The 25,947-nt window shown below is 42.2% G+C and carries 25 protein-coding genes and 1 pseudogene; 8 read left to right on the forward strand and 18 right to left on the reverse strand.

The annotated features are described in order from the left end of the window. Window positions 1-710 precede the first annotated feature (710 nt). The 4 genes from RG608_RS00215 (at window position 711) to RG608_RS00230 (ending at window position 5,399) form a co-directional block, all read left to right on the forward strand. A complete protein-coding gene (locus tag RG608_RS00215) occupies window positions 711-1,754 on the forward strand; it encodes a dihydrolipoamide acetyltransferase (RefSeq protein WP_268686722.1) in 1,044 nt (347 codons plus the stop codon). A gap of 78 nt (window positions 1,755-1,832) precedes the next feature. Further along, window positions 1,833-3,539, forward strand: a complete 1,707-nt coding sequence (gene lpdA, locus RG608_RS00220) for a dihydrolipoyl dehydrogenase (protein ID WP_268686721.1) — start codon at window positions 1,833-1,835, stop codon at window positions 3,537-3,539. Window positions 3,540-3,605: 66 nt separating this feature from the next. After that, window positions 3,606-4,595, forward strand: coding sequence for a lipoate--protein ligase (locus tag RG608_RS00225; RefSeq protein ID WP_268686720.1), 990 nt, complete (start codon window positions 3,606-3,608; stop codon window positions 4,593-4,595). Between the two features lie 165 nt (window positions 4,596-4,760). Next, the gene (locus RG608_RS00230) at window positions 4,761-5,399 is read left to right on the forward strand and encodes a hypothetical protein (RefSeq protein WP_002930456.1); all 639 of its coding nucleotides are present in this window, start codon (window positions 4,761-4,763) and stop codon (window positions 5,397-5,399) included. An 86-nt stretch (window positions 5,400-5,485) separates the two neighbouring features. Here the strand turns inward: RG608_RS00230 and xerS are convergent, their stop codons facing one another. The 7 genes from xerS to RG608_RS00265 form a co-directional block, all read right to left on the reverse strand. Then, window positions 5,486-6,556, reverse strand: a complete 1,071-nt coding sequence (xerS, locus tag RG608_RS00235; protein ID WP_032914844.1) for a tyrosine recombinase XerS — start codon at window positions 6,554-6,556, stop codon at window positions 5,486-5,488. 177 nt (window positions 6,557-6,733) lie between these two features. Continuing rightward, a complete protein-coding gene (locus RG608_RS00240) occupies window positions 6,734-7,177 on the reverse strand; it encodes a MepB family protein (RefSeq protein ID WP_268686719.1) in 444 nt (147 codons plus the stop codon). A 53-nt stretch (window positions 7,178-7,230) separates the two neighbouring features. Then, on the reverse strand, window positions 7,231-8,031 hold the full coding sequence (locus tag RG608_RS00245) for an alpha/beta hydrolase (protein ID WP_268686781.1): 801 nt from the start codon (window positions 8,029-8,031) through the stop codon (window positions 7,231-7,233). Between the two features lie 78 nt (window positions 8,032-8,109). Further along, a complete protein-coding gene (gene ffh / locus RG608_RS00250; RefSeq protein ID WP_268686718.1) occupies window positions 8,110-9,684 on the reverse strand; it encodes a signal recognition particle protein in 1,575 nt (524 codons plus the stop codon). A gap of 28 nt (window positions 9,685-9,712) precedes the next feature. Then, the gene (locus RG608_RS00255) at window positions 9,713-9,928 is read right to left on the reverse strand and encodes a 2-oxoglutarate:acceptor oxidoreductase (protein WP_268686717.1); all 216 of its coding nucleotides are present in this window, start codon (window positions 9,926-9,928) and stop codon (window positions 9,713-9,715) included. A 2-nt stretch (window positions 9,929-9,930) separates the two neighbouring features. Further along, window positions 9,931-10,263, reverse strand: coding sequence for a putative DNA-binding protein (locus RG608_RS00260; RefSeq protein ID WP_125331069.1), 333 nt, complete (start codon window positions 10,261-10,263; stop codon window positions 9,931-9,933). 152 nt (window positions 10,264-10,415) lie between these two features. Further along, window positions 10,416-11,114: a GntR family transcriptional regulator gene (locus RG608_RS00265; protein ID WP_268686716.1), complete on the reverse strand. Its 699-nt coding sequence runs from the start codon at window positions 11,112-11,114 to the stop codon at window positions 10,416-10,418. 323 nt (window positions 11,115-11,437) lie between these two features. On the opposite strand from RG608_RS00265, the gene guaA reads away from it, so the two are divergent. The 3 genes and pseudogenes from guaA (at window position 11,438) to RG608_RS00280 (ending at window position 14,439) form a co-directional block, all read left to right on the forward strand. Further along, window positions 11,438-13,000, forward strand: coding sequence for a glutamine-hydrolyzing GMP synthase (guaA, locus tag RG608_RS00270; RefSeq protein WP_308946374.1), 1,563 nt, complete (start codon window positions 11,438-11,440; stop codon window positions 12,998-13,000). 202 nt (window positions 13,001-13,202) lie between these two features. Continuing rightward, window positions 13,203-13,504: pseudogene (gene tnpA / locus RG608_RS00275) on the forward strand (IS200/IS605 family transposase). A 173-nt stretch (window positions 13,505-13,677) separates the two neighbouring features. Next, window positions 13,678-14,439: a TraX family protein gene (locus tag RG608_RS00280; RefSeq protein WP_308946459.1), complete on the forward strand. Its 762-nt coding sequence runs from the start codon at window positions 13,678-13,680 to the stop codon at window positions 14,437-14,439. 75 nt (window positions 14,440-14,514) lie between these two features. Here the strand turns inward: RG608_RS00280 and RG608_RS00285 are convergent, their stop codons facing one another. From RG608_RS00285 to RG608_RS00325, 9 genes are all read right to left on the reverse strand, one after another. Beyond that, on the reverse strand, window positions 14,515-15,495 hold the full coding sequence (locus RG608_RS00285) for a DUF1002 domain-containing protein (protein ID WP_308946375.1): 981 nt from the start codon (window positions 15,493-15,495) through the stop codon (window positions 14,515-14,517). Between the two features lie 276 nt (window positions 15,496-15,771). Further along, window positions 15,772-16,626 (reverse strand): alpha/beta hydrolase, encoded by an 855-nt coding sequence (locus tag RG608_RS00290; protein ID WP_308946376.1) that lies wholly within the window; start codon window positions 16,624-16,626, stop codon window positions 15,772-15,774. Between the two features lie 265 nt (window positions 16,627-16,891). Continuing rightward, the gene (locus RG608_RS00295; protein WP_268686713.1) at window positions 16,892-17,494 is read right to left on the reverse strand and encodes a lysozyme family protein; all 603 of its coding nucleotides are present in this window, start codon (window positions 17,492-17,494) and stop codon (window positions 16,892-16,894) included. Beyond that, window positions 17,494-18,468 (reverse strand): nucleoid-associated protein, encoded by a 975-nt coding sequence (locus RG608_RS00300; protein ID WP_268686712.1) that lies wholly within the window; start codon window positions 18,466-18,468, stop codon window positions 17,494-17,496. The genes RG608_RS00295 and RG608_RS00300 overlap by 1 nt, the downstream gene beginning before the upstream one ends. Window position 18,469: 1 nt before the next feature. Next, on the reverse strand, window positions 18,470-19,732 hold the full coding sequence (gene glyA, locus RG608_RS00305; protein ID WP_268686711.1) for a serine hydroxymethyltransferase: 1,263 nt from the start codon (window positions 19,730-19,732) through the stop codon (window positions 18,470-18,472). A 46-nt stretch (window positions 19,733-19,778) separates the two neighbouring features. Next, window positions 19,779-20,369 (reverse strand): L-threonylcarbamoyladenylate synthase, encoded by a 591-nt coding sequence (locus RG608_RS00310; RefSeq protein ID WP_268686710.1) that lies wholly within the window; start codon window positions 20,367-20,369, stop codon window positions 19,779-19,781. Beyond that, a complete protein-coding gene (prmC, locus tag RG608_RS00315; RefSeq protein WP_268686709.1) occupies window positions 20,362-21,192 on the reverse strand; it encodes a peptide chain release factor N(5)-glutamine methyltransferase in 831 nt (276 codons plus the stop codon). Before prmC ends, RG608_RS00310 begins: the two co-directional genes overlap by 8 nt. After that, window positions 21,192-22,271, reverse strand: a complete 1,080-nt coding sequence (gene prfA / locus RG608_RS00320; RefSeq protein WP_002895522.1) for a peptide chain release factor 1 — start codon at window positions 22,269-22,271, stop codon at window positions 21,192-21,194. The genes prmC and prfA overlap by 1 nt, the downstream gene beginning before the upstream one ends. Window positions 22,272-22,306: 35 nt before the next feature. After that, window positions 22,307-22,879: a thymidine kinase gene (locus RG608_RS00325; RefSeq protein ID WP_002895523.1), complete on the reverse strand. Its 573-nt coding sequence runs from the start codon at window positions 22,877-22,879 to the stop codon at window positions 22,307-22,309. A 105-nt stretch (window positions 22,880-22,984) separates the two neighbouring features. Here RG608_RS00325 and RG608_RS00330 point away from each other — a divergent pair, with 105 nt between their 5' ends. Further along, a complete protein-coding gene (locus tag RG608_RS00330) occupies window positions 22,985-23,185 on the forward strand; it encodes a 4-oxalocrotonate tautomerase (protein ID WP_223310287.1) in 201 nt (66 codons plus the stop codon). A 48-nt stretch (window positions 23,186-23,233) separates the two neighbouring features. Here the strand turns inward: RG608_RS00330 and RG608_RS00335 are convergent, their stop codons facing one another. Both RG608_RS00335 and RG608_RS00340 read right to left on the reverse strand, forming a co-directional pair. Continuing rightward, window positions 23,234-24,640: a glycoside hydrolase family 1 protein gene (locus tag RG608_RS00335; RefSeq protein ID WP_268686708.1), complete on the reverse strand. Its 1,407-nt coding sequence runs from the start codon at window positions 24,638-24,640 to the stop codon at window positions 23,234-23,236. Beyond that, window positions 24,637-25,944: a PTS sugar transporter subunit IIC gene (locus RG608_RS00340; RefSeq protein ID WP_002909757.1), complete on the reverse strand. Its 1,308-nt coding sequence runs from the start codon at window positions 25,942-25,944 to the stop codon at window positions 24,637-24,639. The genes RG608_RS00335 and RG608_RS00340 overlap by 4 nt, the downstream gene beginning before the upstream one ends. Window positions 25,945-25,947 lie beyond the last annotated feature (3 nt).

Raw genomic sequence — 25,947 nt, forward strand, 5'->3', positions numbered from 1 at the left:
AATCGTTATTCGGACTGATTTTATCCGATGAGCGAATTAGTAAATCTACAAGGTTAATCGCCGATAGTGACAACCGTAGTAACTTGAGATACGTTTGTATACAAGTTACTTGTAAAGTTGCAACAGGAGAGAGTCGAATCAATGATATTCGACGAACGACTTAGTAAGTCTACTAGGTTGGTCGCAGATAGCGGCAACCGTAGTAACTTGAGATACGTTTCGTATCCAAGTTACTTGTAAAGTTGCAACAGGAGAGAGTCGAACCGATGATATTCGACGAACGACTTAGTAAGTCTACTAGGTTGGTCGCCGATAGCGGTAACCGTAGTAACTTGAGATACGTTTCGTATCCAAGTTACTTGTAGAGTTGAACATGGGCTAAAAGCTTGGAAAAAAGATAAATCTCCTTGGCTTCATTGAAACCTGCATTGATTTTCTATTTTCTGTCGTTTTTCAAGTCCTTAGTATCATGTAATTGAATTCGGACGGAGGTCTGTGAAGAAAAGATAGATTTCCTTGTGTTCATCGAACACAGCGTCAATCTCCTATTTTTTCATTGTCCTCTGCGTCCTTAATATCTTATATTTGAACACGGGCTAAAAGCTCGGAAAAAAGATAAATCTTCTTGACTTCATCGAAGCCTGCGAAGGTTTCCTATTTTTCAGTCGCTTTTTAACGCCCTTAGTATCATAATTAGAATTGGAGAGGTCATGGCTGATGATAAGCTAAGAGCGACTCCTGCAGCTAGAAAGTTAGCGGATGATTTTGGAATCAACCTCTATGATGTTTCTGGTTCAGGTGCAAACGGTCGTGTCCACAAAGAAGACGTGGAAACTTATAAAGATACAAATGTGGTGCGCATTTCACCACTGGCAAAACGAATTGCCCAAGAACACAATATTGCTTGGCAAGAGATTCAAGGAACTGGCCATCGTGGCAAAATTATGAAGAAAGATGTTCTTGCCTTCTTGCCTGAGAATGTTGAGAGCGATACAATCAAATCTCCTGCTCAAATTGAAAAATTGGAAGAAGTGCCTGATAATGTCACTCCTTACGGTGAAATTGAGCGTATTCCAATGACGCCTATGCGGAAGGTTATCGCCCAGCGGATGGTAGAATCTTACCTGACGGCGCCAACCTTCACACTTAACTACGATGTTGATATGACAGAAATGCTGGCCTTGCGTAAAAAAGTGCTGGATCCAATCATGGAAGCAACTGGCAAGAAAGTAACTGTCACAGACCTGCTTTCGCTGGCTGTTGTGAAGACGTTGATGAAACATCCTTACCTTAATTCGACCTTGACAGAGGACGGCAGGACCATTATCACACACAACTATGTCAACCTTTCAATGGCAGTCGGTATGGATAATGGCCTGATGACACCAGTTGTCTATAATGCAGAAAAAATGAGCCTATCAGAGCTTGTAGTAGCCTTTAAAGATGTAATCGGACGTACCTTGGAAGGCAAGTTGACTCCGAGCGAGCTGCAAAACTCAACCTTCACAATCAGTAACTTAGGTATGTTCGGCGTTCAGTCCTTTGGTCCTATCATCAACCAGCCAAACTCTGCTATCTTGGGTGTGAGCTCAACGGTAGAGAAACCTGTCGTTGTTAATGGCGAAATTGTTATCCGTCCAATTATGAGTCTGGGCTTGACCATTGACCACCGTGTAGTTGATGGAATGGCTGGAGCTAAGTTTATGAAGGATTTGAAGGCTTTGATTGAAGATCCAATTTCAATGTTGGTATAAGATTTTATTTTCTTTGCTATTCTAAAAAGCGAAGAAGCACTCAGTAAATGAAAAATTAAATTAGAAAAGGAAAGAAAAATGGCTTTAGAAGTAATTATGCCAAAAGCCGGCGTGGATATGACCGAAGGGCAAATTGTCCAATGGAATAAGAAAGTCGGAGAATTTGTCAAAGAAGGGGAAATCCTTCTGGAAATCATGACTGACAAGGTCAGCATGGAATTGGAAGCTGAAGAAGACGGCTATCTGATTGCCATTCTCAAAGGTGACGGAGAAACTGTTCCAGTAACGGAAGTCATCGGTTACTTGGGAGAAGAAGGAGAAAACATCCCAACTGCTGGCGGATCTGCACCTGCGGAAGCACCAGCTCCTGCAACAGCTGCAGCAAGTACAGATGATGATAAGAGTGATGATGCTTACGATATCGTTGTTATCGGTGGAGGACCTGCTGGTTATGTAGCAGCTATCAAAGCAGCTCAGCTGGGTGGTAAAATTGCCTTGGTAGAGAAGTCTGAGCTAGGCGGAACCTGCTTGAACCGTGGCTGTATCCCTACTAAGACTTACTTGCACAATGCTGAAATCATTGAAAACCTTGGTCACGCTGCTAACCGCGGTATCATCATTGAAAATCCAAACTTTACAGTTGATATGGACAAGGTCCTTGAAACTAAAAACAAGGTTGTTAATACGCTTGTTGGCGGTGTTGCTGGCCTTCTTCGCAGCTATGGCGTAGATGTTCATAAAGGAATTGGTACCATTACTAAAGACAAGAATGTTCTTGTAAACGGCAGCGAGCTGCTAGAAACGAAGAAGATTATTTTGGCCGGTGGTTCAAAAGTCAGTAAGATCAATGTCCCAGGTATGCAATCATCTCTTGTTATGACTAGTGATGATATTCTGGAAATGAACGAAGTGCCTGAAAATCTGGTAATTATCGGCGGTGGTGTTGTCGGTATTGAGCTTGGACAAGCCTTCATGACATTTGGCTCAAAAGTTACCGTTATCGAAATGATGGACCGCATTGTACCAGCTATGGATGCGGAAGTTTCTAAAAATCTTCGCCTCATCTTGGAGCGTAAGGGCATGACAATTCTAACTGAAACTAAGTTGGAAGAAATCATTGAAGAAAACGGAAAACTTCGTATCAAGGTCGAAGGAAAAGAAGATGTCCTCGCAGATAAGGCCCTTCTTTCTATCGGACGCGTGCCAGACCTAGAAGGCATTGGTGAGGTTGAATTCGAACTGGATCGCGGCCGTATCAAGGTCAATGAGTACATGGAAACTTCTGTTCCAGGTATTTACGCACCAGGTGATATCAATGGTACTAAGATGCTGGCTCATGCAGCCTTCCGTATGGGTGAAGTAGCAGCTGAAAATGCTCTGAAAGGTAATCACCATGTTGCTAAACTCAATCTGACGCCTGCAGCTATTTACACCCTGCCAGAAGTAGCAGCAGTTGGTTTGACAGAAGAGCAAGCTCGTGAGAAATATGATGTAGCGATTGGTAAGTTCAACTTCGCTGCTAACGGCCGTGCTATCGCTTCTGATGCGGCTCAAGGCTTTGTTAAAGTCATTGCTGATAAGAAGTATGGTGAAGTGCTCGGTGTTCATATCATCGGTCCTGCCGCAGCAGAATTGATCAACGAAGCATCAACCATCATCGAAATGGAAATCACTGTAGAAGAAATGCTTAAGACCATTCACGGTCACCCAACCTTCTCAGAAGTTATGTACGAAGCTTTTGCAGACGTACTGGGGTTAGCAGTTCACTCACCTAAGAAAAAATAATTTAAAAGATAGATTAGACTGGACATAAATCATTGTTCCAGTCTCTATCGTATAAAGAGGTAGCTTATGAAATACATTGTTAACTACTCAAATGATACAGCTTTTAATATTGCTCTGGAAGAATATGCTTTCAAACACCTCTTGGATGAGGATGAAATTTTCCTGCTTTGGATTAACAAACCTTCTATCATTGTGGGGCGCCACCAAAACACCATCGAAGAAATCAACCGTGATTATGTTCGTGAGCATGGCATTGAGGTTGTACGTCGTATCAGCGGTGGTGGAGCTGTTTATCACGATTTAAACAACCTCAACTACACCATCATCTCCAAGGAAAGCGAAGATAGAGCTTTTGACTTCAAGAGTTTTTCTACGCCGGTTATCAACACCTTGGCTGAACTTGGAGTAAAGGCTGAATTCACCGGCCGTAATGATCTGGAGATTGATGGCAAGAAGTTCTGTGGCAATGCACAGGCATATATTAATGGCCGTATCATGCATCATGGTTGCCTGCTCTTTGATGTTGATCTGTCAGTCTTGGCCAATGCACTTAAGGTTTCCAAAGACAAGTTCGAATCAAAAGGGGTTAAATCTGTTCGTGCACGCGTGACCAATATTGTCAATGAATTGCCAGAAAAGATTACTGTCGAAGAATTCCGCGACCTGCTTCTGGACTACATGAAGAAAGAATATCCAGAAATGACAGAATATGTCTTTTCCGAGAAAGAACTGGAAGAAATCAAGCAAATCAGAGATAGCAAGTTTGGAACTTGGGACTGGAACTACGGTAAATCGCCTGAATACAATGTGCGCCGTGGGACCAAGTTTACCAGCGGTAAGGTAGAAATCTTTGCCAATATTGTTGAATCCAAGATTCAGAATATTAAAATCTATGGAGACTTCTTTGGTATTGAGGACGTAGCAGCAGTAGAAGATGTGCTGCGCGGCGTTAAATACGAACGCGAAGATGTGCTCAAAGCCCTTGAAACGATTGATATCAGCCGCTACTTTGCCGGAATCAGCAGAGAAGAGATTGCTGAAGCTATCGTCGGTTAAAATATGACATAAAGAAAACCAAGCTCTCGAAGAGTTTGGTTTTTCATGTAAACAGTATATTTCAAATCAACAACATTCTTACGTTTCCTTGACCAGCTAGTTTTCTCTAGGCTTTATCTGCCAGATATGATAAAATGATAGGGAATCAGAGAAAGAGGTGTCTTGATGCAGAAAGTCCCAGTAGAAAGCCTTGGTCTGTTTGAGCAGTTGGACCGCACAGTTGTAGCTTTTCTGAAGAAAAAACCATCTCCTAATCCAGACAATTTTTATGTTAGCATATCTGCAGAAGATTATGAGAAAAAGAAAGAAGAATTTGAAAAATCAGGCTATCAAGCCGTCAAATTGCCACTTGGCATGGCGCTAGATAATGTTATTCAGCAACTTTCTTTCCAAAATCTTGTCATTGGCGGACTCTATATGGTAGATATCTTCGTTCCCAAGGAAGACCTGATGCCCTTAAAGGATCTTGTTGATAGCTTTTGCATCATGTTTGCAGCAGCTAATAATCGAATAGAGAATATCAAGGCTTACGACCTGATGAAGAGTAAGACAGTTTACTTTATCGGAAGACTCTTCACAGACAACCCTCAGCCAGGTGATGAAGTTAGCTTTGAAGGGCTGAATAGAGAAACAGCAGACGGCTCCTACGAAGCGGTCAAATGCTTCCTAACTAGAGAAAGCGCTGAAAAGTACAACTCTAAAAATCGACCTGTCACAGCAGCAAACCTTGAACATCTCAAGCACTTCTGGGGCAAACCGCTGATTATTGAGCCGCATCGGAACTATTGGATTGAGTTTTTATAAAGGAAAGAGCGAAGCATCTAAACTAGATTTTCGCTCTTTTGTTATTATTGTCATTCTGTTAATTACATATTTTAAATTATGTAACATTATAATTTATCCAAAGCATTTTTTTGCTCGTCGTTGACAATATGAGTGTAGAGGTCAGTTACCTGAGTACTAGCATGCCCTAGCTGATGACTGACGAGAACTTGAGATTTGGTTGCATCGTATAAGCGTGTAGCAAGCGTGTGGCGGAGTTTGTGAGGCGTCACTCGCACCTTGAAGTCCTCAGAATACTTGGCTACCATTTTTTCGACACTAGAAGCATCGATTCGATTAGGAGTGCCACGGTATTCAGTCAAAAAGAAGGCTGTATCCGTCTTTTCGGCCTTGTATCGTTTGCTTCGAATACTCAGATAGTCTTCTAAATAGGGCTTAGCAAATGCAGCAACATTGACAGAATCCCTTTTTCCTCCTTTTCTTGTCACTTCAATGACCATCATTTTGAGATTGATGTCTTTTAGGTCTAGATTGACAGCTTCAGACAGACGAACACCAGAGGCTAGCAGCAAGGCAATGATAGCTAAATCTCGTTCTTTGTTTTTGTTGAAGGAGGACAGAGCGCGGTTAGAGAGCTTCTTAGGGTACTCCGTATCAATATACTGGAGAAATTCTTCCGTCTCATCCCCTAAAAAGAGCTTTTGCTTAATATTCTCTGCACGAGCAGCCAGAGTTTCCTTTTTCTTCTTAGTAGCAACCTTTTTCATCACATTTCGATAGAAGTAGGGCTCACCCTGCTCGTTTTCCACTTCCTCCGTCAAATATTTGTAGAGACTGGACAAAGCTGAAAGAGTCCGGTTGATGGTTGTCTGGGAAACACCGTTTTGAGTTGTATTAGCATTGAGAAGCGGACGTTCACGCAGATAAAGAATGAAGGCTTCCATGTCTTTCTTGGTCATATTTTCCAAGACCGATAGAGGGATCTCAGCAATATGCGAAGCATCCGTTATACCAGATTCAAGCACCCAGTTAAAAAAGCGATCATATTCTTTGAGGTATTCGTATAAGGTTGTAAAACTATAAGGCACCGCCAGCTTAGACTGGTAATATTCCAAAATGTACCAGGGCATAGTGGCTTTGAGTTTATCAATTCTTTCTAATAACAGTTCACGTCTCATCATACTTCTCCGTTTTTTCCATAACAGTAGTATAGCATATCTAGATATATTTTTCAAGAAAATTATAGTTTTTCGGAAAGATGATGTAGGGAGGTGAGTAATTTAACTTTACTACAAAACAGATAATAAAAACAAGACAGAGTTAGTTTCTCAACCCTATCTTGTTTTACCTAAAACTTATTCTTCTAATTCGATTTTTTGAAAATAATCCAGTTGCCATTTTTGTGTTGCCTGAGCTGTTTTATTTAAATTTGTGCACCAGGACGGATAAAACCGCATAGCCATCTTTCCTTTACAATCCTTTGTAGAAAGAATTTTTTTACTAATAGCCACCTCTTTGGGAATTATAAATATACCGCAATGACAGTCGTCAATAACGACAATAACTAGTTCATCACCCAAGTCTCTATCAGTATAAGGAATATTCTTGTTGTCTTGGTCTTTTTTCCAAAAGACTGTAAAGTATCCTTCTTTTTTGGGTGTTTTCTTTGCCAAACGGCATCTTTTATATTCTTGATTATCCTTTGGTTTAATTAAAATGCTTTCATAGTCTTCGTTCCATTTTTCATTTATCAGATCAAAGTCACCATAATACCTATGAAGAATGTCTGTCATTTTCATTGTTTTATCACCTTTCTAATTTTTTACTAAAATTAAATTATGTAAAATATTTACTAGAATAAAAACTCCCTAATCAAATCAACTACCTGTTCATTTTGCGGCAAGGAAGAATGATGGGCGTCCTTGCCTACGATGACGACCTCTCTGTGTGAAGCGATTTTTCCTTTGTAAATCAAGCTCCCAGCTTCTACACTGCTTTTATGAACAATTCCGTCACCATCTCGGAAAAAGATTCCCAAAATTGACAAATGCTGCAGCTTCTTAGGCAGTTTTCCTTGGTTGGCTACAAAGTCATCTAGCATTGGGACTCGATGCTTGAGATTTTTCTTGTTTAGATTATAAGGACTGCCAATAGTCAGGAGCTTTTCCATCTCTAGCTCAGAGTGGTTTGCAAGGTATTGCTGCAGGAATACTGTATAAACTAGACCTCCATTAGAATGCCCCAGCGCCTTAAACCTGTTAAAAGAATACTTCTTTCGCAAGACAGTCAAGGCAGCATCAAACATGGCCGCTTGTTTCTTGATATTTTCATAACCATCACGATTATTTTGAAAGCCAATCACAAAAATTGGCTGACTATCCTTCCGTTTCAAATGTCCTCGATAGGTCATGTGCCCGTCATTCCAGACTTTAATTCGGACCAGACTATGATGCGGATGCTGATTGCGATTGAGCTTCTTAACCATTCGATTAAAACGATTCTCTGTCGCCGAACTACCTGGAATCATGATAATAGGATGTATTTCGACCTTGCTGGCAGGTAGATGAGAAATCGGGTGGGAAGGCAGCTTATTCAATAATTTTTGAAAAGTTTTAGCAAGTCGATGAATGAATTGAATCAAAAAAGGCTTCATACTAGTCTCCGTATCTGAATCTGATGTTTCCAAAAACAAGCCACATAAAACTTAGTTATGCGACTTGTTTTTTTGTTATTACTTCCGCTTCTTCTTGTTTTTCTTCATTTGCTTGGCCATCTTGTTCATGCTGCGGCGCATCAGGAACTCTCCAGCCTTGCCCTTGAGGCCACCGCCAAACATTTGGCTCATATCCGGCATGCCGGCTCCTCCTATGCCTGACATATCAGGCATACCGCCTTGGCCCATCATGCCTTCAAGAGCCGACATGTCGGGCATTCCTCCGCCACCGGGCATGTTCTTAGGCATATTGTTTGGATTGAGACCCATTTGCTTCATCATCTTGCTCATATCGCCTGACAGAACGCCCTGCATCATCTGCTTAGCTTGATTGAAGTCTTTGATAAATTTATTGACATCGACGAAGCTGTTACCTGAACCATTGGCAATCCGACGGCGACGGCTAGGACTCAGCAAGTCAGGATTTTCCCGCTCAGCTGGTGTCATAGAGGATACGATGGCACGCTTGCGAGCAATTTCTTTCTCATCTACTTTGATATTCTTGAGAGCAGGATTATTGGCCATACCTGGAATCAGCTTGAGCAAGTCTTCCATAGGTCCCATGCCTTGTACCTGATCCAGCTGATCAATGAAGTCATTGAAATCAAAGGTGTTTTCCCGCATCTTTTCAGCCATTTCAAGCGATTTTTTCTCATCATATTCTTGAGAGGCTTTTTCGATCAGAGTCAACATGTCCCCCATGCCCAAAATCCGGCTGGACATGCGGTCTGGGTGGAAGGTTTCGATATCAGTGATCTTTTCACCGGTACCTGTAAATTTAATAGGCTTACCAGTAATCTGACGGACAGACAAGGCTGCACCGCCACGGGTATCACCATCAATCTTAGTCAGGATAACCCCAGTCACTTCCAGTTGACTGTTAAATTCGCGAGCAACATTAGCCGCTTCCTGACCAATCATGGCATCGACAACCAAGAGGATTTCATTCGGATTAGCCAGCGCTTTGACATCTGACAGCTCCTGCATGAGCTTTTCATCAATCTGAAGACGACCAGCCGTATCAATCAGGACATAATCGTTGTGGTTGGCTTTTGCCTGCTCCAGACCTTGACGGACAATCTCAACAGCTGGAACTTCCGTTCCCAAAGCAAAAACTGGTACATCAATTTGCTGTCCAAGTGTTTTCAACTGATCAATAGCCGCCGGACGGTAAATATCCGCCGCAATCATGAGCGGACGAGCATTTTCTTCTTTCTTGAGTTTATTAGCAAGCTTTCCGGCAAAGGTAGTCTTACCAGCCCCTTGCAGACCAACCATCATAATAATAGTCGGAATCTTTGGTGACTTGATAATCTCAGCAGTATCAGAGCCCAGGATAGTTGTCAGCTCTTCGTCAACAATTTTGATAATCTGTTGCGCTGGATTGAGGGTATCTATAACCTCATGGCCGACAGCCCGCTCACGGACTTTCTTGATAAAATCTTTGACAACTGGCAGGGCAACGTCTGCTTCTAAAAGGGCCAGACGAATCTCTTTTGTTGCTTCCTGAACATCGCTCTCTGAGATTTTTCCTTTTCTGCGTAGATTTTTAAAGACGTTCTGCAAACGTTCCGTTAAACTTTCAAATGCCATTTTTTATTTCTCCTAGTTTCTATTTCAATTAATTCAGTGGAAATTTTCCAAAACGGGTTAAAGAAGCAAATTCCTCAGAAGAGACTTCTTTCATAATCTCATTTGGGTATCCCCAGCAGCTGAAGCCTTCCTGTATCGCCTTAGAAAGATCATCAGGGGAGATGATTTGTATCCTAGCAGGGAAAGACTCTTCCGACTCCAACAACCAGCAGGACATTCCCTTGTAGATAACTTGTTTAGCCATGGTCACTCTCGATTGTCAATACCAGATAGAATCCCGATCTGCTCCTGCAGATAGCTGTCTTCAGGGTATTTCTCTGTAATCTGGTCAAATATCTGACTTCTAACGATGTAGTCCGAGTACATGTGCAGCTTTTTCTCATAGTCTTCCAGAATCTTCTCCGTCCGCTTAATATTATCATAAACAGCCTGACGGCTAACACCAAACTCCTCAGCAATCTCCGCCAGACTGTAGTCGTCTGCATAGTAGAGCTCGATGTAGTTCATCTGCTTGTCAGTCAAAAGCGCCGCATAAAACTCAAAGAGAGCATTCATTCGGTTTGTTTTTTCAATTTCCATAAGAAACATTATACCAGAAAAGCATGATAAACTCTAGTCTGACAAGGGAAATAAACACACGAAATATGAGCTTGCAAAAGGTCAATCAGCTTTTTCTGCCGAGTAAAAGACAAGTTAAAAACTCTTAGTGATAACCAAGAGTTTTGCAGCTATTAATTGTTTTCCAAATAAAATTCAAAGCGATCGCCAACATACTGGCTTTTTACATATTCAAAAGCTGTTCCATCATCAAAGTAAGAAATCTGAGTCAGTCCTAAGATAGCATGGCCGCGGGGAATATCAAGGTAATTGGCGATTTTTTCCTTAGCCAGCCGAGCATAAATAGTCTGCTGGGACTTGCCAATCTTATAGCCGTGTTCCTGCAAGGTCTGGAAGAAATGACTGGTCACCTCTTCTTTTTTAAAATTCTTAATAAACTTCTCTGGAATTGAAGCCACCTCGTAAACCACTGGCAAATCATCAGCGTAGCGAACCCGCTCCATCCGAATGACATTTTCCGTCTTGTTGATGCCTAGTTTCTCCACTTCCTGCTCACTCGGCAGAGTACGCCGATAAGAAATAAGCTGACTGGATGGCGTTTTGCCTTGTGCCTTCATGATTTCCGTGAAGCTAGTGGTGCCGCGCATTTTTTCCTGAACACGTGTGCTGGCTACGAAAGTTCCACTACCGACTCGACGCTCCAGCACTCCCTCCTCAACCAAGAGTGTAATAGCCTGACGCAGGGTCATACGGCTTACTTTAAAAGTTTCGGCTAGATCTCGCTCGCTAGGCAGGCGCTCCCCAATCTCCCAAACGGCATCGTCGATATCTTTCTTAATCTGATCATGAATTTTGATATATGCGGGTAACATGTCGGCTCTTCTTTCTTATTTGGTACCTTCCTTTATTTTAGTACCAAATACTTCAAATGTCAAACTAAATATTGAAGAGCGGAGGCTTTTCTCACGAAATCAGTTATTTTTTCAAAAAAGATCAACATTTTAAGAGCTTGTTTATTTGATTTTAGTCAGAGATAGCACTAGCGTCCATGGCAAGTCGGTCTAATCAAACAATAATAGCAAACTAAAGTCTCATATTCGTTTTTTCATCACACTTACTCCTTATTACCTTGGAAAAATTCCTTTTTTGTGATAAAATGAGGGGAAAAGATTACTTCTTTTAAGAAAGGGAACAGATGACAACTAGAACTGAATTGCAAGATGTCGAAAAGATAATCGTGCTTGATTACGGAAGTCAATACAACCAGCTGATTTCACGCCGCATTCGTGAAATCGGTGTTTTTTCTGAGCTCAAGAGCCACAAGATTACCGCTGACGAAGTCCGTACTATCCAGCCTGTCGGAATTATCCTTTCCGGCGGTCCAAATTCTGTATATGAAGACGGCTCTTTTGATATTGACCCAGAAATTTTCGAGTTGGGAATCCCGATTTTGGGGATCTGCTATGGTATGCAACTGTTGACTCACAAGCTGGGCGGCAAGGTTGTCCCTGCTGGTCATGCTGGAAATCGAGAATATGGGCAGTCAACTCTGTCACATACTGCCAACTCCAGCCTTTTCAACGGAACACCTGAAAGTCAGCTAGTTCTTATGAGCCATGGAGATGCAGTAACAGAAATTCCTGCTGACTTTGTCCGTACTGGTACTTCTGCCGACTGTCCTTTTGCAGCAATTGAAAATCCTACTAAGAAAATCTACGGCATTCAGTTCCACCCTGAGGTTCGTCATTCAGAATTTGGCTATGATATTCTTCGTAACTTTGCTCTTAATATTTGTGGAGCCAAAGGCGACTGGTCTATGGATAACTTCATTGACATGGAAATCCAAAAAATCCGCCAAACCGTTGGTGACAAAAAGGTGCTGTTGGGACTTTCGGGTGGTGTAGACTCTTCTGTCGTCGGTGTTCTCTTGCAGAAAGCAATTGGTGATCAACTAATCTGTATCTTTGTGGATCATGGTCTTTTGCGCAAAGGCGAAGCTGATCAGGTCATGGACATGCTTGGCGGCAAATTTGGTTTGAATATCGTCAAGGCAGACGCAGCTAAACGTTTCCTTGACAAACTAGCCGGTGTCTCAGATCCAGAGCAAAAACGTAAAATCATCGGAAATGAGTTTGTCTATGTCTTTGATGACGAAGCCAGCAAACTGAAAGATGTGAAATTCTTGGCTCAAGGGACTCTCTATACAGACGTTATCGAGTCCGGAACTGACACCGCTCAGACTATCAAGTCTCACCATAACGTTGGTGGTCTGCCGGAAGACATGCAGTTTGAGCTGATTGAGCCGTTGAACACACTTTATAAGGACGAAGTTCGTGCTTTGGGTACAGAGCTTGGTATGCCTGATGAAATTGTCTGGCGCCAACCATTCCCAGGACCAGGACTTGCTATTCGCGTTATGGGAGAAATCACTGAGGAAAAATTAGAAACTGTCCGGGAATCGGACGCTATTCTCCGTGAAGAAATCGCCAAAGCTGGTCTTGACCGCGACATCTGGCAATACTTTACTGTTAATACTGGAGTCCGTTCGGTTGGTGTCATGGGCGACGGCCGGACTTACGACTACACAATTGCGATTCGCGCCATCACTTCTATCGATGGAATGACAGCTGACTTTGCCAAGATTCCTTGGGATGTCCTGCAAAAAATCTCTGTTCGTATCGTCAACGAAGTAGACCATGTCAACCGCATCGTCTATGATATCACCAGCAAACCACCTGCAACTGTAGAGTGGGAGTAAAAATATAAAAAGCATTATTCTTACTTAAAAAAGGGCAAAAAGCCCTTTTTAATTTTGCGACTTTCAGTCTATCTCGCTCCGCTAGGTGCGAGACAAATAAACCACCCGCTATGCGGGTGCGCATTGAAGGTTATACCAAAAAAACTCCCAACGCGATACAATAAAGGTGTTCAAGCCAATTGTAAAGCGAAAGGAGAAATATATGGCGCAAAAGTCACATAGTTTATCACACACAAAGTGGATGTGTAAATATCACATTGTGTTTACACCTAAGTATAGACGAAAAGTTATCTATAATCAATATCGAAACAGTTTGGGTGAAATATTTCACCGATTATGTAGTTATAAAGGTGTTGAAATTATCGAGGGTCACTTAATGCCAGATCATGTACAAATGAAGCCACCATTAAGAAATATATCCAAGAACAGGAAAAGCATGATATAGCGTTGGATAAATTGAGTGTAAAAGAATATGGGGGCCCCTTTAGGGATAGTGGTAAGTAATGCAAACACCTCTTTGAGAGGTTTGGGACGAGACAAGAGTAATGAGGCTTGAACAAAGTGAAAGCCAGCGCCTTTAGGCGCTAGCTGGTGATGTGGGCTTATAGCCCTGGGACAAACCACCCGTTAGACGGGTGGTTATGATTGCATTGACTTCGCACATCATTTTTTATATAATGACTAGTAAAATATTGATGAAGGAGTTAGAGATGAAAAAATCACTGGATGCTTTTCATTTGAAATTGATTGCTATTGCTGCTATGCTTATCAACCATTTGGGACATACGCTAGAGTTGGAAAACCAGAATATTTACTTGTATTTCTTGACTGAAACAATTGGACGACTGACTTTTCCAATCATGGCTTATTTACTGGTTGAGGGCTTTCAGTATACACGAAGCAGAGGGAAATACGCACTTCGCCTAACTCTTTTTTGGTTGCTATCCATTCTGCCGTTCTATTATCTTTTTGAAAGCCACAAACCGTTGACAGTTGACAATAACATTCTTTATACTTTACTCTTAGGGCTTTTATTGCTAGTATTTTTGGAAAAGGTTCAACATTCTTTTCTGCGCTTGCTCTTGATTTTAACATTCTCTTTTCTGACTTGGCAATCGGACTGGGGCTTTTTGGGAATCTTGACGATTGTTGGTTTCTACGAAAAACGGGAGGAATCAGACGGCTTTGTCACACCAATCCTCACCCTTATGGTAGTGTCTATTCTGATAAATCTTTGGGCCTTTTATACAGATCCCAATCCTGTCCTGCTCTGCGATGCGGCTGCTATGTTGGGTCTACTCCTGACTCTGCCGCTTCTCAAAGCTTATAACGGCCAGCGCGGCTATTCGCCTGCCTGGGTAAAGTGGGGCTTTTATGCTTTCTATCCGCTTCATCTTTGTCTACTGCTGCTCTTCCGTATTTTCTTTTTAAAAAGCTAAATTAAAATTTCATTTCTAGGCATAAAACAAGGCTAGGACATTTTAGTCCCAGCCTTGTTTTACATAGTCTTGGAATTAACCGCCAAACAATCCTTTAAAGAAGTTGACAATGGCATTCCAGATATTAGAAAAGAAATTACCGCCTTCTTGAAGGAGGCCGTTTGCATCAAAGTTGAGGTTAATATTGTTAAAGGTATCCCCTGCCTTTGAAACAATGCTATCTTTCAAGTCACTAAGAGTCTTTGTAAAGTCAGAATCCGTAATGACTCCACTGTTTGAAAGATTGATAGCAAAATTCACAATGAGGTTGATTTGATCGCTAGTTACTGACTGAGTCAATCCATAGTTTTTCAAGGTTTCTTCAACAATCTTACGGACATCATCTGCTGTCAAATTACTGTTGTTCTTCTTAGCATTGGCGATAGCCGCTTTGATATCAGCCAGAGCCACGTTGAGCTTGTCTGCGTCATAGCCTTCCTTACCTGTGTTTTCAGCATTGATGCCAGAAAGGGCAGCCAGTTCTTCCTGCGCTAGGTTTTTATTTTCCTGAGGAATGGTCGCACCGTTATCTTCCAGAGAGTAGTAAATCCCTGCCAAGGCGCTCTCACCTGTTACCGGAATCGGTGCTGCAACGGTAATTTGCGCGTGCTGAACACCTAGAGTAACAGCCGCATTGCGATACATATCTTCTGTAACCTTAGTGATGTTTTGCGGAGTGACAATTTTGACCTCTAATGGCTTATTGCTGCCTAACTTCTGAATTTTTACAGAAGAATAAAGCTGCAGGCTAGGGTCGTTAGCAACATCCATGATTTTAGAGTAGACTTCTGGAGTCATGGTCTTAAGTGGCTTGCTGTCGCTGGATGAATTGTAGCCCAACATCTGCAAGGTCTGCTGTTTTTGGTTCTCATCTAAGGAGTAACCTAGAACATACTCAGGCTGCACGTAAGTCTCATCAATGACTTTCTGAACATTTGAATCGGCAGCTGCAGTCGATACAGTAAACAGAGTAGCCAGCAAGGCTCCTGCTGTCATTAAAGTTTTTTTGAATTTCATATTTTTTCCTCTTTTCCTACCGCTATAGTTTCCCAAATTCTATAGCTTTTTTATAGAGCAAACTTTTTATCTGAGTACCTCTAATTTCTGTTTCTTGAGCTTGTGATTTTCGCTCCTTTTGATGTTTAGAGTGCTTCAGTTAAGTTGCTGCAATGATGGAGTTATTATTATCTCATCCATTGAGGGCTTGAGATAATAGATACATTTTACAACATTTCTCAAAGAAGTTCAAAGAAAAAACAGTCACTGGATTTGCTTGCCAGTAACTGCTCTTTCCTACTTTTTCCAAAGGAAGTCAATTAGTAATTCGTCTACTTCTGGATTCTCATGCAATTGGCTGTGCTGAGCCAACTGACCTGTGATTTTCTTTTCCTGGTAAGATTTGGCATTTTCAACTAGGAGATATTTAAGACTGCGAGAAGAAATATTGAGGACAGAACCGTCGGATTCATTTTTATAATCACCGTAAATGTTCAAAACATCTACCTGCTCTTGCGGGTAAACTTCTCGTAATCCCAGTAGCTTTTGATAAGTCTGGCTCATAGCACTAGGCTGGCCAGTTTGGTCGTCTAAGATACTCAAATCTTCAGGCAAGTCCCTTCCCTTCAGACCGTTAACATGGTTGGCAATATTGACCTGCTTTTGCAACTGAGGAAGATTTTCATCCTGACCGTTCTCCAGCATATAAAAGAGGATGGACATATTCCCCATCGAATGGCCTACCAGATTCATCTTATCAAAGCCATAAGTCTCTTGTAACTTACGAATCACAGCTGCTGCATATTTGCCATCTTGAGCATAGTCGGCATTGCGGTTATCTTCGTAGTTTACTTTAATAATGGGATTGATAGCACCTTTCGGTATCTCTCCTAATAAGCTTACTTGCCTATTTTTACTGACATTTGCTGTGATAATTGTCTGAGTGACTCCAGCCTTTTTGGCAGCCTCTGTCATATGGTTTTCAGCATTAGAGCTGGATCCAAAACCGTGGAAAAACAAGGTCGGCGTTGTTGACTGCACATATTGTTTTGTATTGAGGCTAGTGGCTTCTTTATGGTTGTAAAAAGCTGTTAGACCGGCAATTGTCACCAAAACCAGAATGAGGAGCTTAAAACCAAGTTTCTTGTTCATTTTTCATTCCTTTTTATGATAGATGTACAAAATTATATCATGTATCCATCGTGGTTACAAATATCCGGATTATTACTTCACCATCAAAAAAGAGGCTGGGACAAAAGTCCTAGCCTCTCAATTGTCTTTGGATTGTCGGGCAAGACGCAGTGGTTGAGTGGGCTCTACTACGCTGATTTCATCAGCTTTTACAGCCCTACTCAACTGTGCGGAGGTGGGACGACGAAATCGAATTCTAACGAATTACCGATTTCTGTCCCACTCTCTAAAACCATTTTAAGAGGCGCATGATATGCATGTTCATCTTGACCTGACGGGAATAATAATAATTACCGCCGTTGATATAGAGTTCTGGACCGTGGAAAATTGAAATCAGGTTATAGTAGCCGTAGGTCTTGCCAGTTACATTGCCTAAGCTTGGAGCGACTACATCTTTGGAATATTTCTTAGCCAGCTCCAGTGTATTTTCACCACCGTTTTTAGCGACATAGTCGATATAGGCCTGACCGAAATTATAGGCTTGTACTGCTGTCCAAACATCTACCTTTTTTTCACTGGCTAACTCTAGGTTATCAGATAAGGTCTGAACTCCCTGGCGAATACTTTCTTTGTTGTCCGTAATGGCATTGGTCTGACCAGTCGCGCTTTCACTGGACTGCATGACATCAGTATCTTTCCCCTTGGTTTCTGTATAAATCATGGCCAGTACCAATTCTTCATTGGCCGCTGTGTCCTGCTCATCCAGCACTTCTCTGACCAAAGTCTGATACTTCATGACCTGCTTGACATCATGATGAACCTGATAAATCTTGTAGCCAGCAAAGAGCACGAAAAGGAATAAAATCAGTCTTCTTAGAAATTTAAACATTATTTATTTTGGATATCCTCGATGTTCTTAATCAAAATAGAATAGGTCCCGTTATCGTTCTGGATAAACTCTACCGACTCTGCGTCCTGATATATATTATTGGGAACGATGAGCTCAATTCCATTTGAAAGGGAGAGTTTCTGATTTTCGAACTTTTTCTTCTGGCGGCTGCTGTCAATCTCATCAAACTTGACTGGCTCAGGAATAGCTTCCTTGACTTGGTCAATAAAGGTAAGTCGAGCAGTCAGATTGCTGTCAAAAAGATCATCAGCCAACTTCTCAGGCGACAGTTCGTCATTTTCTTCCAGATTTTTGAAAATACTGGATTTGACCTTGGACTGGAACTGAAAATCGTCTTTGTTAAAACTTTCGGCAACTTTTTGAGCAGTCTTCTCAAGTGCTTTGATTGATTTCTTAGCTGAGATTGTCGGATTGACCTGCAAGAGATTGTCTGACATATAATTGAGAAAGGCACCGTTATACTTGATGCGCTTTTCAATCAGATGGTACTTGCGAGACTTGAGATTGATGACCAAAGCCTCGTCCGCACCTGTACCAAAGCCAGGCAGATTGTTCTGCGTCAGCTTGATAGGATTGTCCACCTCGCCACCTAAGTGGGTCAGAGTTTCCCGCAGAGCAATCCGCAGAAAAGCAAAGTGCTCCACACCCTCTTTGTCAAACTGGACAAAAATCAGATCGTTGGTTTTCTGGTTTTCACTGACAGAAAACTCCTCCTGCCAGAGCTTGGCCACTGTCACTGATGTTTCCAGTAGGTCGTCTGAAAGCTGGGCTAAAAAGACGTTTTCGGGATTGAAAACACCTGTTTTAGCATCATCAGAGTAGACCCGCTCAATCTTCTTGCGCAGGTACTCTTCAATCTTGGGAGTAATGTTGAGAAACTTATCTGCCAGCAGCAGTTCGGTATCAGCTGGGCTGAATTGATGAATAATCGCTTTTTTTACGTAAATATCCATCTTAGTTCAAGCCCTCATAGAGTGGAAAAGCGTCCGTCAATTCACGAACTTCTGCCCGCACCTGATTTAGCACCGCTTCGTTTTCAGCGTTTTCCAGAGCCTTGATAATAAGCTCGGCTACCTTGATACTTTCTGTTACACCAAAGCCTCGAGCTGCAATAGCTGTTGTACCGATACGAATTCCACTAGTCTTAAATGGTGACAAGGTCTCGTAAGGGATGGAGTTTTTATTAAGGGTAATATTAACCTCATCCAAGAGATTTTGCGCTACTTTCCCATTTTCTACAACCTTGGTAACATCCACCAAGAAAAGGTGATTTTCAGTACCGTCAGAAATCACACGGAACTTGTCATGCTGACGGAAGACTTGGGCCATGGCTTGGGCATTATCCAAAATTTGTTGAGCATAAACCTTGAAAGCTGGATCAAGCACTTCTTTAAAGGCAACAGCTTTAGCTGCAATGACATGCTCTAATGGTCCACCTTGAATGCCTGGGAAGATAGCTGAGTTGATTTTCTTAGCCAATTCTTCATCATTTGTCAAAATCAAACCACCGCGAGGACCACGTAAGGTCTTGTGGGTTGTAGTTGTTGTGATATCCGCATAAGGTACAGGGCTTGGGTGGAGGCCTGCAGCGACTAATCCAGCGATGTGAGCCATATCAACCATGAGCTTAGCGCCTACCGCATCAGCGATTTCACGGAATTTTGAAAAGTCAATAATATGAGAGTAAGCTGAAGCCCCCGCCACAATCAGCTTAGGCTGTACTTCCTTGGCTTGTTTGAGAATAGCATCAAAGTCCAGTAATTCTGTTTCGGGATCAACACTATAGGATACAAAATTATAGGTTTGACCAGAGAAGCTGACTGACGCACCGTGAGTCAAGTGGCCGCCAGCAGACAAATCCATACCCATAACAGTATCACCTGGCTCAATCAAAGCCATATAAGCCGCACAATTTGCCTGGCTGCCTGAGTGAGGCTGCACATTAGCAAACTTGGCACCAAAGATTTCCTTGGCACGCTCAATCGCTAGACTCTCAATCATATCCACTACATCTGTCCCACCATAGTAACGGCGACCTGGGTAGCCTTCAGCATACTTATTGGTCAAAATAGAACCTTGAGCAGCCATGACAGCTTTAGAAACGACATTTTCTGAAGCAATCAGCTCAATATTATGCTGCTGACGTTCTTCTTCTTTAGCAACTGCTTCCCAAATCTCTGGGTCAAATGCTTTGTAGTCTTCTTGGTCAAAAATCATAAGGTGTCTCCCTTCTTTTGCGAAAATAGGACCTTAGGTCCTAAAGTTAAAATTTTATATCATTTACTTGGGCGAGAATATCCGCGCGAGTAATCGCTCCCTGGCGTAGAATAAGTGCCTTTTCTCCAGACAAGTCTAGAATAGTTGAATCCTGACCTGTCAAGGATGCATCATCTTCTACCCCTGAGACCTCCTCTTGAAAATCCATCATAATCTGCTGGAAAGAAGTTCCACTAGCTTTTCCAGAAAGATTAGCGGATGGACCAATCAAGGGACCATACTTACGAATCAAGTTCAACGTAACTGGATGCTTAGGAATCCGAAAACCCACGGTTTCCATACCTGAGTTTATCCAAACAGGCACTCGGTCATTGGCTTGGAGGATAATAGTCAGCGGGCCAGGTAGAAAGGCTTGATAGAGCTGCTCTAGGTAGCTGGGCTGGTTCTTAGAAAAAACATAAATCTCTTCCAAGCTAGCCACATTGAGATTGAGAGCCTTGTCACGGGGTCTTCGTTTTAATTCATAGACTCGTTCAACCGCCTCTTGATTCAAAGCCTGGGCAAAGAGGCCATAAACTGTTTCTGTCGGCAGGACAACTGCTCCGCCTGCTGCCAGAGTCTTCTCTATCTTATCCATTGTCCATCGCCACCATTCTATCTTTGCCAAATTGATCTTTCAAGACTCGGATTCGTTTTTTGGGAAAAGATTTTTTCAATAACTCCCTGACACCGTCTCCTTGCTTGTAACCAATTTCCAGATAGATTTTTCCTTTTTTTGTCAGATAGTCTCCTGCCTGCTCGGCTATTTTCCGATAGACAGCATAGCCATCCTCCTCAGCAAAGAGGGCCATGTGAGGCTCTGAGGTCAGAACATTGAGTCCAACTTCGTCCTTATCTGCTTCTGAAATATAGGGCGGGTTGGAGACGATGATGTCAAATTTTCCTTGGATTGCATCCAAGCAATCAGATTGGACAAAAGTGAGGCTGAATCCGCAGGACTGAGTGTTTTCTGCTGCCAGGGAAAGAGCGTCTTCCGAAAGGTCAGAAGCAATAATCTGCCAGTCTGGACGGCTGTTTGCAAATGCCAAAGCAATGGCTCCGCTACCCGTTCCGATATCTAAGACAGACAGAGAACTTTCGGGATTTTCTGACAAAATCAGCTCCACTAGCTCCTCCGTCTCAGGCCTAGGAATTAGAACCCGCTCATCAACCTTGAGAGTCAGACCGTGAAAGTCACTGCTGCCAATGATATACTGAGCTGGCATGTGGGCAAGCAGCTGCTCTTGAATTGCTTTTAGCTGGTCACGATCTTCTTGGCTGACTTTTGTCCGAAGCTTAAGAACAAAGTCGGTAAAGGAGAGATCCTTGAGAGCCCGATAAACGAAAGTCAGGCTTTCTGCTTCTTCTCCAGCTGCTACCAGCTCTTGCTCTAGCTGCGCCAAATATTGAGCTAATGTCATTATTTATTCAGCTCTTCTAGTTTTTGCGTTTGGTCATAGAGAACCAAGGCGTCAACGACTTCATCCAGTTTGCCAGCTAAAATCGTGTCCAGCTTTTGCAAGGTCAAACCGATACGGTGATCTGTCACCCGGTTTTGCGGGAAATTATAGGTACGAATCCGCTCTGAGCGATCACCTGTGCCAATCGTAGACTTGCGCTCTGCATCCTGCTCATCTTGAGCAATTTGAGCAAAGTGGTCTGCTACGCGGGCTCGGATGATTTTCATAGCCTTATCTCTATTCTTCTGCTGGGTCCGCTCTTCTTGCATCTCAACCTTAATATTGGTTGGCAGATGGACAATACGAACCGCAGTTGCAACCTTATTGACGTTCTGACCGCCGGCACCTGAAGCGTGGTAGATGTCCACCCGCAGATCTTTAGGATCAATGTCGTATTCTACTTCTTCGATTTCTGGCATCACCAAGACAGTTGCTGTTGAGGTGTGAACGCGACCTTGGCTTTCGGTTACAGGAACCCGCTGTACGCGGTGAGCGCCAGATTCATACTTAAGCTTTGAGTAGACCGACTGGCCTGAGACCATAGCGACCACTTCCTTTATCCCACCTACACCATTATAAGAAGCTTCCATAACTTCAAAGCGCCAGCCTTGGCTTTCAGCATATTTTTGATACATCTGCAAGAGGTCTCCTGCGAACAACTGAGCCTCATCTCCTCCTGCAGCACCCCGGATTTCCAAAATGATATTCTTATCATCGTTTGGATCTTTAGGTAAAAGGAGGATTTTTAGTTTTTCCTCGTATTCTTCTTTTTCAGCCTTAGCATCTTTTAGTTCTTGCTTGGCCATTTCCTCCAAGTCCGCATCACCAGAGGCGTCTTTTATCATTTCTTCAGCGTCTGTGATGTTTTGCAGGACTTTTTTATACTCACGGTATGCCGTCACTGTATCTCGGGTGCTGGCTTCTTCCTTAGAAAGCTCCATAAAACGCTTGGTATCACTAACTACATCAGGGTCGCTTAGGAGTTCACCAAGTTCTTCGTAGCGATCTTCCACCGCTTGTAACTGTTCATAGATGTTCATAGATGTTCATCATCTCCTTTATTTCTATCGCTGGATTACTTAATATCGGGGTTAAAATAGTGCTTGCGGCAGACTGAGATATAGGTCTCGTGACCGCCAATTTTAATCTGCTCTCCATCATAAACTGGTTTCCCATTATCAGTCCGCAAAACCATGGTAGCCTTCCGAGAGCAATATTGGCAAATGGTTTTGATTTCCTCAATCTTGTCAGCCAAGAGTAAGAGATGTTTGGAGCCTTCAAAGAGTTCATTGCGAAAATCATTTTTCAGACCAAAAGCCATAACCGGAACATCCAGCTCATCCACCACTCTAGCTAAATCATAGACATGGTGGCGTTTCAAGAACTGAGCCTCATCAATCAAAACACAATAAGGTTTTTCAGGCAGCTGCTGGATATAGCCAAAAATATCCGTCTGGTCTTCAATAGCCATAGCATTCCGCTTCATACCGATACGACTGGAAACTACTCCAAAACCGTCGCGGGTATCAACAGCCGAAGTCATGATAACTACGCTCTTGCCTTGTTCTTCATAATTGTGGGCCACTTTTAAAATTTCAATGGTCTTGCCCGAATTCATTGTGCCATATTTGTAATATAACTGAGCCATAATTTAAATCTTTGCTAATTCACTATCTCCATTTTTACTTCACATTATTTTACCATAATTCACTACTCTTTAAAACCTCATTTGTGATAAAATAATGATAAAGAAATAAAGGAGGCAGAAAATATGCCATTTGTTAGAATTGATTTATTTGAAGGTCGTACTTTGGAGCAGAAAAAAGCTCTTGCCAAGGAAGTAACTGAAGCCGTTGTCAGAAATACAGGCGCACCTCAGTCTGCTGTCCATGTGATCATCAATGACATGCCAGAAGGAACCTACTTCCCACAAGGTCAAATGCGAGAAAAATAAAAAAAGAAAAGCCGGTAGTTTATGGAGATATAAACTACTGGCTTTTTTCTATGAATAGGTTCTACTGTTTTCTCTTTTGCTCTCAAATTCTTTAATTAATTTTTGATACCAGTAAAAACTATCTTTTCGAATCCGCTCTAGACTACCCCCTTCTTCCTCATCACGGTCTACATAAACAAATCCATAGCGCTTACCATAGCCGTTTAGCCATGAAAGTAGATCTGTGAAAGACCACGTACAATAGCCGATGACTTGGCAACCATCTTCGATGGCATTTTGTACAGCTGTAATATGATTATCAAGGTATTCAATCCGATATGGGTCGTGGATCTTTCTATCTTCTGTCAAGGTGTCATACTCTCCTAGCCCATTTTCAGTTATCATAATTGGGATGTCATATCTGCTGGTAATCCGTCGCAAAGCTATCCGCAAACCAATTGGATCTATTTCCCATCCCCAGCTGGTACGCTCTAAGTGTTCATTTGGCACATGCTTAAACTGGTCCGGCTCTCCAGCTTCAGCATTCGGAACATTAGCAGCAAAAGTATGAGATTGGTAATAGTTGACACCAACGAAATCTGGACGACCAGCTTTTAAAATCTCTAAATCTCCTTCTCGGATATCTAATTCTATTCCGAATTGATTTTTCAGATAAGCTAAGGCTGTCTTTGGATAACGGCCCAATAGATAAGCATCCATCCAGTACCAAACATTAACATCCAAGGATTTCTCCATAGCTAGAACATTCTCTGGATGATTATCCACAGCATAAAGGACAGGAAAAGCAAAGCTTGGACCGATTTGACCTTTTATTTTTAAATCATGGAATCGTTTGATAATCGTCGCATTAGCCAAGTTGACAATGTGATTGACTTGATGCATTCGCTTGATGTCTTTAATTCCTGGTGGGAAATAGCCATCTCTGTAGCCGAGTCCAACAAAGACATTTTGCTCATTGAGTCCAATCCAATATTTCACTCGATCTCCAAAGTTTTTGAAGAGAATCTCTGCATAATACAGGAAATCGTCGATTATCTTTCTAGATTCCCAACCGCCGTACTCATCTTGCAGTACTTGAGGCAAATCCCAGTGATAGATCGTAATAATGGGTTCAATATTATATTTGAGAAGCTCATCAATCAGATTTGAATAAAATTCAATCCCTTTCTGGTTGACCTTTCCTCGGCCCTCAGGCAAAATACGGGTCCAAGCAATAGAAAATCGATAAGCTTTCAGACCCATTTCGGCCATCAGTTTAACATCTTCTTTGTAGTGATGATAATGGTCCACTGCCACATCGCCTGTCGTGTTTTTAAAGGTCCTATTAGGCTGGCGGACAAAGGTGTCCCAGATAGACAGACTCTTACCATCTTCATCCCAAGCTCCTTCAACTTGATAGGCTGCTGAAGCCGATCCCCAGAGGAAGTCTCTGGAAAATTTTGTCACATCAATCAAGCTGCTGCACCTCCTTTGGCTTCTAGAGCTTCCATTTCAGCTTCTTGCTTAACCAGTTGCTCTTCATATTTCTTGAAGAATGGGTAGTAAATCAGCATAGCAGGTAGAATCAAAATATAATCCCAAACAAAGTTTTGCCAACGAAGGGTGGTTAGATAGTTACTAAAGCCCATTGGCAACTGAGCGCTGACAACAATCCAAGCCGGAATGATAAAGCCTGTTTTGTAAGCAAAATAAGTCAAAATCATCATAATAGGCACATTGAGTACATAAGGGATACAAAGAATTGGGTTGAACATAATTGGCATACCAAATGTTACTGGCTCGTTGATACCAAACCATCCAGGAATGAGAGAAATCTTAGACACGGCACTAATTTGTTTGGATTTTGAACGTAAGCCCATCAAGACCAGGGCCCATGTATTTCCTGTACCACCAACCAAGGCCATGGAAGTGTAGAGTAAGACTGGGAAGAATTGCATTGGCTGACCGTTCGCATGAAGAGCAGCATTGGTTGTTGCCGCTTGAATCCCAAGCGGAGAAATGATTGGAATAATGATGAGGGTACCATGAATACCGAAGCACCAAAGAATCAGCGCTAACATACAAAGCATCACAATACCTGGAACAGATGATACAGCGCCAAGCGGTGCACGCAAGAGAGCCATAAAACCAGACGGAACATTATAAGCTCCTGCTGTCAAGGCTCCAATTCCAACATTCAGCAAGAGGAAGAGAGTGATGGAGAAGAATACCGGCAGAATAGAGCCGAAACTATCTTGCAGGAACTGCGGCACAACATCTGGCATCTTTATTTTAATATCTTTTTCATAACAGAATTTTTCAATCTGTACGACGACAAAGACAATAAAGAAGCTGATAAACATACCTTGTGAGCCGAGATAGTCTAATTGCAGGCCGGAGAATTCTTCAGTATCAACAAAAGCTCCTGCCACAAGCATGAAAGTAACTGCTGTATCAACAGCTGCCATAATAGGGGATTTTAATTTCAAATTCTTAGCATAATGATAAGCAAAGAAGATAGCAACCCAGATAGAAATAAAATCCATTGAATAACGGAAAGGCAAGGTCAATGTATTATACACTGCATCCCCTGTTTTGAACCAACCTAGAGCAGTTTCATTTCCAATTGCAGCTAAGACTTGAAATAAGGAACCTACGGTAATCAATCCCAAGAGAGAGCCCAATCCAGCTTGTAAAGACTGTATAAACACATTGTTGGCCAGTTTATAACCAATTTCCTGAAGTTTGGTCATGAATTTACTGTTAAAGAATTTTTCCATCAG

This window comes from Streptococcus sp. IsoGale022, from assembly GCF_031142805.1.
GTDB classification, from domain to species: Bacteria; Bacillota; Bacilli; order Lactobacillales; family Streptococcaceae; genus Streptococcus; species Streptococcus sanguinis_A.

What these genes read in the sequence shown, in the direction of transcription:
- RG608_RS00280 (WP_308946459.1), top strand. Translation starts at nt 13,678, where the DNA reads ATGACTAGTAAAATATTGATGAAGGAGTTAGAGATGAAAAAATCACTG.
- RG608_RS00225 (WP_268686720.1), top strand. Translation starts at nt 3,606, where the DNA reads ATGAAATACATTGTTAACTACTCAAATGATACAGCTTTTAATATTGCT.
- RG608_RS00300 (WP_268686712.1), bottom strand. Translation starts at nt 18,468, where the DNA reads ATGGATATTTACGTAAAAAAAGCGATTATTCATCAATTCAGCCCAGCT.
- lpdA (WP_268686721.1), top strand. Translation starts at nt 1,833, where the DNA reads ATGGCTTTAGAAGTAATTATGCCAAAAGCCGGCGTGGATATGACCGAA.
- RG608_RS00310 (WP_268686710.1), bottom strand. Translation starts at nt 20,369, where the DNA reads ATGGATAAGATAGAGAAGACTCTGGCAGCAGGCGGAGCAGTTGTCCTG.
- RG608_RS00245 (WP_268686781.1), bottom strand. Translation starts at nt 8,031, where the DNA reads ATGAAGCCTTTTTTGATTCAATTCATTCATCGACTTGCTAAAACTTTT.
- prmC (WP_268686709.1), bottom strand. Translation starts at nt 21,192, where the DNA reads ATGACATTAGCTCAATATTTGGCGCAGCTAGAGCAAGAGCTGGTAGCA.
- xerS (WP_032914844.1), bottom strand. Translation starts at nt 6,556, where the DNA reads ATGAGACGTGAACTGTTATTAGAAAGAATTGATAAACTCAAAGCCACT.
- RG608_RS00295 (WP_268686713.1), bottom strand. Translation starts at nt 17,494, where the DNA reads ATGTTTAAATTTCTAAGAAGACTGATTTTATTCCTTTTCGTGCTCTTT.
- RG608_RS00215 (WP_268686722.1), top strand. Translation starts at nt 711, where the DNA reads ATGGCTGATGATAAGCTAAGAGCGACTCCTGCAGCTAGAAAGTTAGCG.
- RG608_RS00290 (WP_308946376.1), bottom strand. Translation starts at nt 16,626, where the DNA reads ATGAACAAGAAACTTGGTTTTAAGCTCCTCATTCTGGTTTTGGTGACA.
- RG608_RS00240 (WP_268686719.1), bottom strand. Translation starts at nt 7,177, where the DNA reads ATGAAAATGACAGACATTCTTCATAGGTATTATGGTGACTTTGATCTG.
- RG608_RS00230 (WP_002930456.1), top strand. Translation starts at nt 4,761, where the DNA reads ATGCAGAAAGTCCCAGTAGAAAGCCTTGGTCTGTTTGAGCAGTTGGAC.
- guaA (WP_308946374.1), top strand. Translation starts at nt 11,438, where the DNA reads ATGACAACTAGAACTGAATTGCAAGATGTCGAAAAGATAATCGTGCTT.
- glyA (WP_268686711.1), bottom strand. Translation starts at nt 19,732, where the DNA reads ATGATTTTTGACCAAGAAGACTACAAAGCATTTGACCCAGAGATTTGG.
- RG608_RS00285 (WP_308946375.1), bottom strand. Translation starts at nt 15,495, where the DNA reads ATGAAATTCAAAAAAACTTTAATGACAGCAGGAGCCTTGCTGGCTACT.
- RG608_RS00260 (WP_125331069.1), bottom strand. Translation starts at nt 10,263, where the DNA reads ATGGAAATTGAAAAAACAAACCGAATGAATGCTCTCTTTGAGTTTTAT.
- RG608_RS00265 (WP_268686716.1), bottom strand. Translation starts at nt 11,114, where the DNA reads ATGTTACCCGCATATATCAAAATTCATGATCAGATTAAGAAAGATATC.
- ffh (WP_268686718.1), bottom strand. Translation starts at nt 9,684, where the DNA reads ATGGCATTTGAAAGTTTAACGGAACGTTTGCAGAACGTCTTTAAAAAT.
- RG608_RS00340 (WP_002909757.1), bottom strand. Translation starts at nt 25,944, where the DNA reads ATGGAAAAATTCTTTAACAGTAAATTCATGACCAAACTTCAGGAAATT.
- prfA (WP_002895522.1), bottom strand. Translation starts at nt 22,271, where the DNA reads ATGAACATCTATGAACAGTTACAAGCGGTGGAAGATCGCTACGAAGAA.
- RG608_RS00325 (WP_002895523.1), bottom strand. Translation starts at nt 22,879, where the DNA reads ATGGCTCAGTTATATTACAAATATGGCACAATGAATTCGGGCAAGACC.
- RG608_RS00255 (WP_268686717.1), bottom strand. Translation starts at nt 9,928, where the DNA reads ATGGCTAAACAAGTTATCTACAAGGGAATGTCCTGCTGGTTGTTGGAG.